Origin of the sequence: Vibrio sp. 10N.222.49.C12 (assembly GCF_041475025.1) — a bacterium.
Classification (GTDB): domain Bacteria; phylum Pseudomonadota; class Gammaproteobacteria; order Enterobacterales; family Vibrionaceae; genus Vibrio; species Vibrio crassostreae_C.
This window is the reverse complement of sequence record NZ_JBFRVF010000019.1, coordinates 82,120-95,177: the sequence shown is the minus strand read 5'-3', so window position 1 is coordinate 95,177 and position 13,058 is coordinate 82,120. Positions and strand designations below refer to the sequence as shown.

The 13,058-nt window shown below is 45.7% G+C and carries 11 protein-coding genes; 5 read left to right on the top strand and 6 right to left on the bottom strand.

Features of this window, described 5'->3' with window-relative positions:
* Positions 1 to 4: 4 nt before the first annotated feature.
* On the bottom strand, positions 5 to 925 hold the full coding sequence (locus AB4583_RS06180; RefSeq protein ID WP_372116782.1) for a histone deacetylase: 921 nt from the start codon (positions 923 to 925) through the stop codon (positions 5 to 7).
* Positions 926 to 1,187: 262 nt separating this feature from the next.
* Here AB4583_RS06180 and AB4583_RS06175 point away from each other — a divergent pair, with 262 nt between their 5' ends.
* Complete coding sequence (locus AB4583_RS06175; protein ID WP_017063446.1) at positions 1,188 to 1,874, top strand: SDR family oxidoreductase; 687 nt, start codon at positions 1,188 to 1,190, stop codon at positions 1,872 to 1,874.
* Complete coding sequence (locus AB4583_RS06170; RefSeq protein WP_017063445.1) at positions 1,852 to 2,883, top strand: DUF3080 domain-containing protein; 1,032 nt, start codon at positions 1,852 to 1,854, stop codon at positions 2,881 to 2,883. The genes AB4583_RS06175 and AB4583_RS06170 overlap by 23 nt, the downstream gene beginning before the upstream one ends.
* 18 nt (positions 2,884 to 2,901) lie before the next feature.
* On the opposite strand, the gene AB4583_RS06165 is transcribed toward AB4583_RS06170, so the two are convergent.
* From AB4583_RS06165 to AB4583_RS06155, 3 genes are all read right to left on the bottom strand, one after another.
* On the bottom strand, positions 2,902 to 4,896 hold the full coding sequence (locus AB4583_RS06165; RefSeq protein WP_017063444.1) for a DNA topoisomerase III: 1,995 nt from the start codon (positions 4,894 to 4,896) through the stop codon (positions 2,902 to 2,904).
* Between the two features lie 115 nt (positions 4,897 to 5,011).
* Positions 5,012 to 5,560: an NAD(P)H nitroreductase gene (locus AB4583_RS06160; RefSeq protein ID WP_017059376.1), complete on the bottom strand. Its 549-nt coding sequence runs from the start codon at positions 5,558 to 5,560 to the stop codon at positions 5,012 to 5,014.
* Positions 5,561 to 5,767: 207 nt separating this feature from the next.
* A complete protein-coding gene (locus AB4583_RS06155; protein WP_372116800.1) occupies positions 5,768 to 7,777 on the bottom strand; it encodes an FAD-dependent oxidoreductase in 2,010 nt (669 codons plus the stop codon).
* A gap of 279 nt (positions 7,778 to 8,056) precedes the next feature.
* On the opposite strand from AB4583_RS06155, the gene sppA reads away from it, so the two are divergent.
* A complete protein-coding gene (gene sppA, locus AB4583_RS06150) occupies positions 8,057 to 9,907 on the top strand; it encodes a signal peptide peptidase SppA (RefSeq protein ID WP_372116780.1) in 1,851 nt (616 codons plus the stop codon).
* 118 nt (positions 9,908 to 10,025) lie between these two features.
* Positions 10,026 to 11,042 carry an asparaginase gene (gene ansA, locus AB4583_RS06145; protein ID WP_017063439.1) on the top strand — a complete coding sequence of 339 codons (1,017 nt, stop codon included), beginning with the start codon at positions 10,026 to 10,028 and terminating at the stop codon, positions 11,040 to 11,042.
* A gap of 143 nt (positions 11,043 to 11,185) precedes the next feature.
* Here the strand turns inward: ansA and AB4583_RS06140 are convergent, their stop codons facing one another.
* Entirely contained in the window at positions 11,186 to 11,467 is a 282-nt protein-coding gene (locus AB4583_RS06140) for a YeaC family protein (protein WP_010437067.1), read from the bottom strand.
* Between the two features lie 113 nt (positions 11,468 to 11,580).
* Here AB4583_RS06140 and AB4583_RS06135 point away from each other — a divergent pair, with 113 nt between their 5' ends.
* Positions 11,581 to 12,387 (top strand): DUF2989 domain-containing protein, encoded by an 807-nt coding sequence (locus AB4583_RS06135; protein ID WP_017059380.1) that lies wholly within the window; start codon positions 11,581 to 11,583, stop codon positions 12,385 to 12,387.
* Positions 12,388 to 12,562: 175 nt separating this feature from the next.
* Here AB4583_RS06135 and msrB read toward each other — a convergent pair whose 3' ends face one another.
* On the bottom strand, positions 12,563 to 13,000 hold the full coding sequence (msrB, locus tag AB4583_RS06130) for a peptide-methionine (R)-S-oxide reductase MsrB (RefSeq protein ID WP_080582205.1): 438 nt from the start codon (positions 12,998 to 13,000) through the stop codon (positions 12,563 to 12,565).
* Between the last annotated feature and the right edge of the window lie 58 nt (positions 13,001 to 13,058).

The following is a 13,058-nucleotide window of genomic DNA, read 5'->3' as shown; positions in this document are numbered from 1 at the left end:
GAGGTTAACCGTGAACATGATAGGCCGCTTTTAACAGCTGCATGTGAATCGGCACCAAATCTTGATGTTGAGTTCGATATCCGCCACCGACTACGCAGGCCATCGGAATAGACTCTGATTTCGCTAATTCAATCATGAAACAGTCGCGCTCAAATATCCCTTGTGTCGAGACATTCAAATAACCCAGTTCATCGTCTTGATGAATATCTATCCCCGCATCATAAATAATCAGATCAGGTTGATGGTGAGCAATCGCTAACTTAGTGACTTGTTCAAAACAACGTAGGAACTCTTCATCTTCTGTTTCACGACTTAATGGCACATCTAAATCGGATAGCGGCTTTCGTGCAGGGAAGTTTTTATCGCAGTGGAACGACAGAGTAATGATGTCGTCGTTGTCTTGGCAAAGAGTTGCTGTGCCATCACCATGATGAACGTCGCTATCAACGATCAGCACTTTATCGATATGTTCAAAGGTCAGCGCGTGTTTTGCCGCTAAAACCAAATCGTTCAACAAACAAAAGCCACTGCCAAAATCATGATGCGCATGATGATAACCACCACTCAAATGAATCGCTAAACCACTCTCTATTGCCATTTCAGCGGCCAAGCAGGTTCCACCACTTGAGTAGAGTGTTCTTTCGATAAGTTGCTCGCTCCACGGGAAACCGATACGTCTCATCTTTGCTGCAGGTAACTTACCAGACACGAGCAAATCAACATATTCGCTATCATGTACCTGTTTTACTTGCTCAACCGAAACCGGCGTTGGTTGGCACACTTCAAACTTGCACTTCCATCGAGGTTCGCTATTCATCAGCGCCTCAACAGCACTATGCAACAACTGATATTTGTTGATTGGGTAGCGATGACCTTCTGGTAAAGGTAACTGTGAATAGATTGGGTGGTAAATTAAAGGAATCATAATCAGGCTAATTGCGTATCTTTCTCAAAATCATAACAGCCTCAAACTTGGCGACAACCTTAATTAATGATAATGGTTATCATTGTTATTAATTATAAAGTAGAGACCATAATGAAAAACGTAATACTCATCTTTGGGGTGATCTGTGGCTCAGCGGCAGCAGTAATGATTTTTGTAGGAATGCTAATGGCCAGTTGGTGGAGCGTTGATTTTCTCGTGTTAAGCCATCAAACTTAACTAATTGAACTGAAAAGGAATCACCATGAGCGTTATTTTTATTACTGGAGCGAACCGCGGCATTGGCTTAAGCCTGACTCGACAATACTTGGAAAGTAATCACAAGGTGTACGCGACTTATCGTGATGACAATTCAGCAAAAGAACTGCTCTCACTCGCAGACCACAACACCAACCTTACCTGTATTCAATTAGAGATAACCGATTACCAAGCAGTAAGCCAACTCCCTTCGCAAATAAAGTCGATTGATATCTTGATCAACAACGCTGGCTACTATGGCCCTAAAGGCTACGGGCTGGGTAATACCGATGTTGAAGAGTGGCGTCGTGTATTCGAAGTCAACACCATCGCTCCACTAAAGCTTGTCGAAACGCTATTGCCTTTACTCAAAGACAGCGATATCAAAAAGGTCGCTTGTTTATCCTCTAGAGTCGGCAGTATGTCAGAGAACACCTCAGGCGGCGGTTACATCTATCGCTCCTCTAAAGCCGCTCTAAACTCCGTGGTGAAGAGCCTAAGCAACGACTTAACCGATGATGGCTTTACGGTGTTAGCACTGCATCCAGGTTGGGTGCAGACTGAAATGGGTGGCCCTAATGCTCTGATCGACACCGACACTTCAGCTTCCGGCCTGATTGAAGTCATCGAGTCAGCGAATACCGAAGTGAGTGGTCACTTCTTCAATTTCGATGGCAGCGAAATTGACTGGTAATCCACAGATGAATGCAGGGCATCTCTCAAACCTAGTTAAGCACTCAACGCTGTTTTGTCTAACAGTGATGCTAGCTGGCTGTTTCAGTGATGGCCCCGGCGACTTGTTCGACGACTATCAAACAAAGATAGCCAGAGTACAAGATGCTGACGAGATAATAGAGGAATGGGAATTTGAAAGCCTACCGAGAAAACGAGAACTGCTGCTTGACGTGCCCTCACTCTCTATCGGCCTCATCGACAGCTACCAGCTTCGTCAGTGTGGATTGTTCAATCTGATTGCAGAAAGAAATTCGGTTCTGGGCAAGGTCGCGGATGAGTTTCGTAATTACGATTATCAAGTCGCGCTACTTGAAGGCGTGGGCAAATGTTTATCCAGTAATGAATTAGACCCAGAGATCGTAGAATTACTAAGAGAAATTGAGCAACAGAAACTCGCACAGTTTCCACTGCATCAATGGAATCTCATCTATGCCAGCGATGCTATGCAGTCACAAATGCGGGGTAGTCAGTGGTTACGCGCTGATATAGGCGATCAGGTACGACAAACCAGTGATGCGTTAGAACACATCAATCAAGCGTTAAACACATCGCTCGTTTCCGGCAAAACCACTGAGGTTCAAGAAGTATTAGAGAAGAGTTCGACCCTTGGGGATTTATACTACTCGCTCGCTCGGGCGTCAGTTGAGCTTGATACCATCACCAAACAGCTGACAACTTTTGATGACAAGATCATCTGTGGTAAACAACGAGACACCACTAAGTTCCGCTATCTCAACAATGTGTTCGAGCAACAATACATAGGTAAGGTTCAGCCTTACATGGCGCAACTGGATGGCTACTATCAGCACATAGCCCCGCAACTAGGAATGTTTGACGCGCAACCTGAACTGCACAGTTATTACTTTCCCATCCAAGATGCACATCAAGCCTTTCGATCATCCACTCGTCGCCATGTTGACTATTGGCAGCAACTGTTTAAACGTTGTGGCCGTAAAGTCGGTCGCTAATCCTAACCTCAATAAGTCTTAGCTTTTAGTGCTCTTTTTAGCGGAAGTACCTTTCTTAGCATACGTACCTGTCTTGGCGTAAGACTTCTTCGCCCCACCGCCTTTACGGCGTTTGAAGGCAGGTCTCTCGACTTTAGGAAGGTGGCGGAGTGATTCAGGAACTTCTCCCGTTTTTACTTTACCCATTAAACCATCAATCTTGCTTTCTAACGCTTGCATGAAAGGCTGATACGCTTGATTTCGTTCTGCCATGCCTTGCAGCTGGTGCTCCCAATGTGCCGTCATGTCTGGGAAGGTAGAATCCTCAGGTAAGGCATGAATCAAGCCTCTGCCCGCAGGGCTACTGTGAATACTCTTACCTTGGCGCGTTAGCAGCTGCCTTTTGAATAGAGTATCTAGAATACCCGCACGGGTTGCTTCTGTGCCAAGGCCATCGGTTTCTTTCAAAATGGCTTTGAGATCTTTGTTCGCAACAAAACGCGCGATACCTGTCATCGCTTGAAGCAATGTCGCTTCCGTGAAGTGTTTTGGTGGCTCAGTTTTCTTATCACCAATCACGCCTTCACGGCACGTCAACACCGTACCTTTATCCAATGGAGGAACCGTATCCGTGCCATCCCCTTTTTCTTCGGTATCCGTTTTACCCATCAACACCTTCCAACCCGGGTTGATAAGCTGACGCCCTTTTGCGATGAACACGCCACCAGCGATATCAAAGACCAGCTTAGCATCAGCAAAAACCGCAGGTGGGTAAAACTGCATTAGATACTGACGAGCGATTTGCTGATAGATTTTCATCTCGTTGGCAGACAGGCCGTTCACCGATGACTTCTTCGGAGTAGGAATAATCGCGTGGTGAGCATCGACCTTACTGTCGTTCCATGCTTTTGATTTAAGAGAAAGGTCCGCACCTTGAGCGCCACTTTGCAGCTCTTTCGCATTGTTAGCGATAGCATCAACGATCGATTCTCGCTGCGAGTAGTGCTCTTTAGGTAGATAACGGCTATCAGAACGTGGGTAAGTGATGAGTTTGTGTTTCTCGTACAATGACTGACACGTATCTAACACCTGTTGAGCACTCATACCAAAACGCTTAGACGCATCAATCTGCAAGGCTGACAGCGAGTAAGGCAGTGGCGCAGCTTGTTTACTTTGCTTTTGCTCTGATTCCGTCACCGTCGCGGGTTGATTCGCAATTCGGTTAGCCACATTCTCAACCAGCTTTCGATTGAGCACGCGCCCTTCTTCATCTTGCCATGGTTTACATGCTTCGCTTGGCTTCCAACGCGCACGAATATCAAAGCTCTGGCCGTGATTTTGATAAGGGATCAAAGCGTGCAAAGTGAAGTAATCTTTCGGAATAAAGTTTTCGATCTCTTCATCGCGCCTTACCACCAAACCAAGTACAGGCGTTTGTACTCGCCCGACCGACAACACACCTTGGTAGCCAGCCTTTTGACCGAGTAAGGTATAAGCACGAGTCATGTTCATGCCATACAGCCAATCGGCTCTAGAGCGCGCTAATGCGGAAATAGAAAGCGGAATAAAGTCACGGTTGCTGCGCATTTGAGAAAGTGCACGTTTTACGGCAGGTAAGTTCAAGTCGCTGATCAGTAGCCTGTCCATCGACTCTTTCTTAGCCTTAGAGACTTTGCAGTAATCAATCACTTCATCAACCAGCAACTGCCCTTCTCTATCCGGGTCTCCGGCGTGAACAATTTGAGTGGCGTCCTTCAATAGCTTTCGGATCACCGTGAGCTGTTTGCTTGAAGTCTTACGCGGTCTTAGCTGCCATTGCTCCGGCACGATAGGAAGATCGGCTAAATTCCACTTCTTATAACGGTCGTCATAAGCATCCGGCTCAACCTGCTCCAATAAGTGTCCAATACACCAAGTCACCACATCCCCATTGCCACATTTGATAAACCCTTGGTCTTTCTTTTGTGGATTAGGTAGTGCAGCGGCGATCGCGCGGCCGAGGCTTGGTTTTTCAGCAATAATAAGGCGAGACATGTTTTTCCAGATGCTACAAACAATTAGAGCCACATTATCTAATGTGGCTCTAATAAATCAAGAAAAACTGGTTGTTTATACAGTTAGCATTCCACTATTCAAGCTTCAGCTTTCTTTATAAAAACTCAACGAACTTAGAGAAGTCGCGCTCTGGCACTTTCATTGGTGTACAGCCTGGAGTGCCTAGGTATAGGAAGCCAACAATTTCATCGTCGCCTTCTAGGCCAAATGCTTGGTGTACTTCTGGGTGGAACATCCATTTACCTGAGCGCCAAAAGCCTTGGAAACCTTGTGCGACTGCGGCCATTTGCATCGCCTGTGCAGCACAACCCGCAGACAGATGTTGTTCGATAGCAGGCACTTTCTCGTGCTCAGTTACTTTGGCAATCACAGTAATCACCATCGGAGCTCGGAACGGCGCTTTTTTTACTTTCTCGATAACCGCTTCTTCGCTGTCATCCGCTTCAGCGGCGCGCACCAAGATGTCTGAAAGCTTTTGTAGGCCTGAACCTTGCGCGATAACAAAGCGCCATGGTGTTAGTGCACCGTGGTCTGGAGCACGCAGCCCTGCTTTGATGATGTTTTCTAACGCCACACCTTCAGGTGCCGGATCAGAGAGTTTTGCGATTGAGCGTCTGTTGAGCAATAGATCCAAAGCATCCATTTGAAGTCCTTACTATTTCTTTATTATTTGTATACTTGAACTTTAGCACAGAATACAAACGATAATAAATCTCAACGGCTGTCCATTTAGGCTAGATTAGAAACAATAAAGGCTCCTAAATCTATGACTTAGGAGCCTTGTTCAAAATCTAACTCAGCAAATTAAGTAACAATATCTACTGATAAGATTACAGTTTGATAGCTGATTCTATAACTTAATCGCTAGCTCAACACCTTGACGAATTGCGCGTACTGCATCCAATTCACCCGCGTAATCGGCGCCGCCTATCACATGCAGTTTGCCACCAAACTCTTGCCACATGTCTTCGAATGGACGAACTGACACCTGACCTGCACATACGATAACCGAGTCAGCATCCAGCACCTGCTCTTTCTTACCAACGCTGATATGCAGACCTTGGTCATCAATCTTGTTGTAGCTCACGCCACCCAGTAGATTAACACCGCGTTTTTCTAGTGTGCGTTTGTGAATCCAGCCTGTAGTTTTGCCCGGACCTTTACCAACACGACCCGCTTTACGCTGCATCACCCACACCGTTTTATCGCTGAATGAATCAGGGTAAGGGTAAAGTCCGCCTGGGTGTTCCATATTCTTATCGATGCCCCACTCATGCAGCCAATCGTCTAGGCTGTGTGAAGTCGGTTCTGTCAGCATGGTTGCCACATCGACACCAATACCACCAGCACCAACAATCGCGACCTTTTCGCCTACTGGTGTCTTTTCACGAATCAAGGTTTGGTAATCGACCACGTTTTCTTGTTCAATGCCCTCAATATCGAGCTTTCTTGGCTCTACGCCAGCCGCCATCACGACTTCATCGTACTTCAACAACATCTCAAACGTTGCCTCAGTATCCAGTTTCAGGTTCACGCCTGATGCGTCGATTTGGTTAGCAAAGTAGCGAATCGTTTCTCTGAATTCTTCTTTACCCGGAATCTGCATTGCCAATCTAAACTGACCGCCGATACGGTCATTTTTCTCAATCAAGTCAACCTTATGCCCACGCTGAGCTAAAGTCGTTGCACAGGCTAAACCGGCTGGGCCTGCGCCGACAACCGCAATGGTCTTAGTCGCTTGCGCTGGCTGAACAACAATTTCAGTCTCGTAACAAGCGCGTGGGTTCACCAAACAGCTCGCACGTTTACCTTTAAACACGTTATCAAGGCAAGCTTGGTTACAACCGATACAGGTATTGATGAACTGAGCTTGGTCTTGAGCTGCTTTATTAACAAAATCCGGGTCTGCCAAAAATGGACGCGCCATAGACACCATATCAGCCTGCCCAGAGCTAAGAATACGTTCGGCCTCTTCTGGCGTGTTGATACGGTTACATGTCACCACTGGGATCGACACGTATGGTTTAACTTTTTCCGTCACCCAAGAGAATGCTCCTCTTGGAACTTGTGTCGCAATAGTCGGGACACGAGCTTCATGCCAACCAATACCAGTATTGATAATGGTCACGCCCGCTTCTTCTAGCTTCTGAGCCAAAAGTACAACATCTTCGAACGTGCTGCCTTGCTCAACCAAATCCAGCATCGATAAGCGGAAAATAATGATGAAATCTTTACCCACCGCTTCGCGAATCGATTTAACGATCTCTAGCGGGAAACGCATGCGCTTCTCATAAGAACCGCCCCATTCGTCATAACGCATGTTGGTACGTTTACAGATAAATTGGTTAATCAAGTAGCCTTCAGAGCCCATGATCTCAATTCCGTCATAGCCAGCAACCTGAGCTAGCTCTGCACTATTGGCAAAGGCACCGATGGTCTTTTTGATCTGACGAGGGCTCATCTCACTCGGTGCGAACTTAGCGATTGGCGCTTTAATACCCGAAGCACTTTGCGCGAATGGGTGCATGGCATAGCGGCCAGCATGCAGCAACTGAAGGGCAATCTTACCGCCATGCTTGTGCACGGCCTCGGTAACAACTTGGTGAGCTTTTGCATGCTTCAGTTTACTGAATTCAGCACTAAATGGGGTTAATCTGCCACGTAAATTAGGAGAGAAACCACCGGTAACAATAAGGCCAACGCCTCCTTTTGCTCGCTCTTCATAAAACGCGGCGAGTTTGTGGAGACCTTCTTTATTTTCTTCTAAACCTGTATGCATTGATCCCATCAATACACGGTTACGTAACTGGGTAAATCCAAGATCGAGTGGTTCAAGTAAATGTGGGTACATGGCAGACATCACTTCTATTATTTTATCCTTGTGGTCTGACCACATTATAGTTCAATTACCAAAAGTTCAAACAACTGTTTACATTTTTGTAACACCGATCATAATGCTGCACGTATTAATCGTTCAGAAGCCCTTAATTTGACTACACTTAATGAGAATATATATCGATTAACAATTCTTGGTGTAGTTTGAGCTTGGGAATTATCGTAGGATACTAAGCAGTTCATATTATTGAGATTAATGGTACTACGGCTTGTTAAAGCGACGTGATCTCACTGCGGAGACAGAATGAAAAAAATATTCAAATTTATAGGCATGATCTTTAAAGGGATTTGGAAGCTCATTACGTTTATACGTCTTGCGCTGGTTAACCTAGTCTTTTTACTCAGTATCGCCATCATCTACTTTGTGTACTTCCATTCAGATACTGCCCAACCGACGGTTCCACAGGAATCAGCGTTAGTACTTAACCTGTCTGGCCCTATCGTAGAGCAAAGCCGCTATATCAATCCGATGGATTCGGTCACAGGTTCACTACTTGGCAAAGACCTTCCAAAAGAGAACATCCTGTTTGATATCGTTGAAACGATTCGCTACGCAAAAGACGATGACAAGGTTACTGGTATCGTTTTAGCTCTCAAAGAGCTGCCAGAAACCAACCTGACCAAGCTACGCTACATTGCTAAAGCATTGAATGAGTTCAAAGCAACAGGCAAACCGATTTATGCGGTGGGTGACTTTTACAACCAAAGCCAATACTACCTAGCCAGCTACGCAACTAAGGTCTTCCTATCACCAGATGGTGGGGTTCTTCTTAAAGGCTATAGCGCTTACTCGCTTTACTACAAAACGTTGTTAGAGAAACTAGACGTAAATACGCACGTGTTCCGTGTGGGCACTTATAAGTCAGCTATTGAGCCTTTCATTCGTGATGACATGTCAAACGCAGCGAAAGAGTCCGCTTCTCGTTGGTTAAGCCAACTATGGGGTGCGTACGTTGATGACGTCAGCAACAACCGTCAAATAGACGCTAAGACACTGAACCCAAGCATGGACACCTTCTTGAAAGAACTTGAGTCTGTGGACGGTGACATTGCAAAACTGGCCGAGAAACTTGGCTTAGTGGATGAGCTAGCGACACGCCAGCAAGTTCGACTAGAGCTTGCCGATGTTTTCGGCAGTGACGGCCAAGACAGCTACAACGCGTTTGGTTACTACGAATACCGTACAACCATGCTTCCAAACATGACTAGTGAATCACACGACGTTGCCGTGATTGTAGCGAGCGGCGCAATTATGGATGGCAAGCAACCACGTGGCACCGTTGGCGGCGATACCACAGCAGCCCTACTGCGCCAAGCACGTAACGACGATAAAGTGAAAGCGGTTGTACTTCGTGTCGATAGCCCAGGTGGCAGTGCCTTTGCTTCTGAAGTTATCCGTAATGAAATAGAAGCGATCAAGCAAGCGGGTAAACCGGTTGTTGTGTCGATGTCGAGCCTTGCTGCTTCGGGTGGTTACTGGATCTCGATGGGTGCGGATAAGATCCTAGCTCAGCCAACCACACTAACGGGTTCAATTGGTATCTTCAGTGTTATCACCACCTTCGAAAAAGGGTTGAACGATATTGGTGTTTACACTGATGGCGTTGGCACCTCACCTTTCTCAGGTCTTGGTATTACAACTGGACTTAGCGATGGCGCGAAAGACGCGTTCCAAATGGGCATTGAAAACGGATACCGCCGATTCATCAGCCTAGTTGGAGAAAATCGCGGTCTGGAAGTCGATGCTGTCGACAAGATTGCTCAAGGTCGAGTTTGGACAGGTCAAGATGCGATTCAGAAAGGCTTAGTCGATGAGATTGGTGATTTCGATGATGCGGTTGCAGCTGCGGCTTCACTTGCAGAGCTTGAAAGCTACAACATCTACTGGGTAGAAGAGCCACTTTCGGCCACTGAACAATTTATTCAAGAATTTATGAACCAAGTTCAGATGTCGATAGGCCTAGATATTCAATCGATGATACCAAGCAGTTTACAGCCTGTTACTCAGCAGTTAGCTCAAGATAGCCAGCTGTTAGGCAACTTTAACGACCCACAAGGCCGATACGCTTTCTGCTTAAATTGCCAAGTTCAATAAGTTGAGCCAATAACTCAATGACTAAGGGGTACCTCTGTGTGAGGTGCCTCTTTTTATTGCATGATAATTCGCTATAATCGCCCCCCTGTTCCCTACATCACACTAAGTATTAATCGCCATGGAAAGAAAACACATCTATATCGCGTACACCGGCGGCACAATTGGCATGCAGAAGTCTATTGACCACGGCTATGTTCCAGTCGCAGGTTTCATGGATAAGCAGCTAGCTGGCATGCCTGAATTCCATCGCCCAGAGATGCCTAAGTACACCATTCACGAATACTCTCCATTAATGGACTCTTCAGATATGACGCCACTTGATTGGCAGACTATCGCTGATGACATTCGCGCGAACTACGATAAGTACGATGGTTTCGTTATCCTGCATGGCACAGACACTATGGCTTACACTGCCTCTGCACTGTCTTTCATGCTTGAAAACCTCGGCAAACCTGTGATTGTTACGGGCTCTCAGATCCCACTAGCAGAGCTTCGTTCAGACGGACAAGCAAACCTGCTGAATGCGCTTCACATTGCCGCAAACTACCCTATCAACGAAGTGACACTGTTCTTCAACAACAAGTTGATGCGTGGTAACCGCAGCACAAAATCACACGCAGATGGCTTCAATGCGTTTACGTCTCCAAACCTGAATCCATTGCTAGAAGCGGGTATCAATATCCAACTTAGCAATAACGTAAAGGTAAACGAACAACCTAAAGGTGCTTTCAAGGTTCATAACATTACTCCGCAACCTATCGGCGTAATCACAATGTACCCAGGCATCTCACACGAAGTTATCCGTAACACGCTATTACAACCTGTTAACGCGATGATTCTGCTTACTTTCGGTGTGGGTAACGCACCACAAAACCCAGAACTGCTTCAGCACCTGAAAGATGCCTCAGAGCGCGGTGTTATTGTGGTGAACCTAACTCAATGTTTGGCTGGTAAAGTCAACATGGGTGGTTACGCGACAGGTTGTGCACTAGCAGAAGCGGGCGTGGTGAGTGGTTACGATATGACACCAGAAGCGGCGCTGGCGAAGTTGCATTATCTATTAAGCCAAAACCTAGGCTACGAAGAAGTGAAGGCTCAGATGCAACAAGTATTGCGCGGTGAGATGAGCTTATAACCTGTTCAAGGATTCACGTTAAAGCCAGTTATTCTATGAAAGTAACGGCGGCTTAACGTGAACTAAATCGTTTTATTGCTTATAAATAAACGAGTTAAACTAAAAGGGGTGGCACATTGCCACCCCTTTGTTGTAATTTAAGCTTAATGATTCGGGTTAACCCTAACAATGTCTTCTTGATCTGACTTAAACTGTTTCTTTAGTTCAGACTTAGATTTAAAGCTAATCTCACCACCAGCTGCAATTGTCATATGTTGAGCTTCAGAGTTATGTTTAGATTGGTATAACATAACCGCTTGCATACACGAGTCGCGCTGTTCTTTTGAGAGCGCCGTACCTTCTGGCCATTTACCCGTTTCAACTGCGTAGGTTAAACGTTCGTAGACCTCGGGTGTCATTGCGCTAAGAAGTTGTTCTGCATCCATGGTAAAGCCTTAGTTTTAACAATTTTCACCAGAAAATAACCCGTAACAGAATTGAGTCAAGAACCTGACCAATAATAAGTGCATCTGATCACAAGTGAAGGAATATGAAAATTATGAAATGGTTGGCGATTAGCCTATTGCCTTTCACTCTGGTTGGGTGTCTTGAAGGGAACAAAAATACCGATCAACTGTGCCAAAGCAATCCGGGTCTTCAGTGTGAACAATTGAACATGAACGATGGGCAATGTCGTGTCGCACGTACCGACCTCATCTGGCATCGATTTGAAGTTCAGAAGCAACCCACCGAAATCAACAAAATTAAAGAATTCGAATTAGTCACTGCCTACAAAAAGTGCCTAGAGCTCGCGGCACAGATCGAAACGATCGATCAATCTAAGCTGCAAGAGCGTCGCTTTACCTCTTTAATGCACAGTATCGAAGAGTCTGAGCGCATTGTTGATGAGCTATCGAAATCTGATACACCGGAAACGCTTTACTTCTTGTGGTCGCAAACTGGGGACACCAATGCCAGACGCAGTTTCCTACAACTAGAAGGCTCTGAAGCGTTAAACACAGCTGAGATGCAATATGCCTTGGCAACCTTCTATACCACCCGCAATCATATAAAGACACTTAAGCTACTCAATAATGCGCTAACGCTTTCTAATGGCTCGGTAGCCAACACTGAAATCTTCAAGTCGATGGCCAGTATCAACCACAGCCTGGGACATATGGAAAAAGCGTACGTTTGGGCAATGGTTGCCAAAGACTTTGACGTGCCGATTGCTTCTGAAGCCGAGCTCACGGTGTTGTACCATTTCGACAAGGCAACCTATAAGAAGCTAAATAAAGACGCAGATAACATCGTCGAAGCGATTGAGGATGGAATTTACAGCCCTTCAATCGTCCCGAGTTACTGATCGCTTCATTTATAGTGTTCTTACTTAAGCTTCTTATTCACCTGCTTTCAAATAAAAACAGCTACCTTTTTGGTAGCTGTTTTTATTTGTACTAGAGTTAAATCTGAAATCTTGGGCGTTTCAGCATTCCTAAATCGACAAATGCGACCTGTAAGGATTAGACAATAGTTACAAGTTATTTCGTACTTTCGTCATTTTTGTTGAAAATTAACGACACTGAATTAACACAGAACCGTTCACCTGTGGTCTTCGGGCCATCTGGAAAAACGTGACCTAAATGGCTATCACAGGCGGTACAACGGATCTCTACACGCTTCATTCCGTGACTTAGATCTTCTATATAGCGTACTGCTTCATCATTCACTGGGGCATCAAAGCTTGGCCAACCACACCCAGAGTCATATTTGTTATCCGACAGAAACAAAGGGCTTTCACAGCATGTGCAGCTATAGACGCCAGTCTTATGGTTGTGCAGTAACTTGCCGCTATATGGGGCTTCAGTACCACGCTCACGACACACTGAAAATTCGTCGTCCGTTAGGCGCTCACGCCAGTATTCATCAGGCTTTATCATATTTCCTCCCTTTTGAATCACGTTAATATCTCTCCACATTCTCAGTTATTATATTTACTTTTTTCTATAAAGGCTTGCATATGAGTCGTTTTGTAGC

Coding starts and splice junctions, on each gene's coding strand:
- AB4583_RS06180 (WP_372116782.1), bottom strand. CDS start 925: ATGATTCCTTTAATTTACCACCCAATCTATTCACAGTTACCTTTACCA.
- AB4583_RS06175 (WP_017063446.1), top strand. CDS start 1,188: ATGAGCGTTATTTTTATTACTGGAGCGAACCGCGGCATTGGCTTAAGC.
- AB4583_RS06170 (WP_017063445.1), top strand. CDS start 1,852: ATGGCAGCGAAATTGACTGGTAATCCACAGATGAATGCAGGGCATCTC.
- AB4583_RS06165 (WP_017063444.1), bottom strand. CDS start 4,896: ATGTCTCGCCTTATTATTGCTGAAAAACCAAGCCTCGGCCGCGCGATC.
- AB4583_RS06160 (WP_017059376.1), bottom strand. CDS start 5,560: ATGGATGCTTTGGATCTATTGCTCAACAGACGCTCAATCGCAAAACTC.
- AB4583_RS06155 (WP_372116800.1), bottom strand. CDS start 7,777: ATGTCTGCCATGTACCCACATTTACTTGAACCACTCGATCTTGGATTT.
- sppA (WP_372116780.1), top strand. CDS start 8,057: ATGAAAAAAATATTCAAATTTATAGGCATGATCTTTAAAGGGATTTGG.
- ansA (WP_017063439.1), top strand. CDS start 10,026: ATGGAAAGAAAACACATCTATATCGCGTACACCGGCGGCACAATTGGC.
- AB4583_RS06140 (WP_010437067.1), bottom strand. CDS start 11,467: ATGGATGCAGAACAACTTCTTAGCGCAATGACACCCGAGGTCTACGAA.
- AB4583_RS06135 (WP_017059380.1), top strand. CDS start 11,581: ATGAAATGGTTGGCGATTAGCCTATTGCCTTTCACTCTGGTTGGGTGT.
- msrB (WP_080582205.1), bottom strand. CDS start 13,000: ATGTGGAGAGATATTAACGTGATTCAAAAGGGAGGAAATATGATAAAG.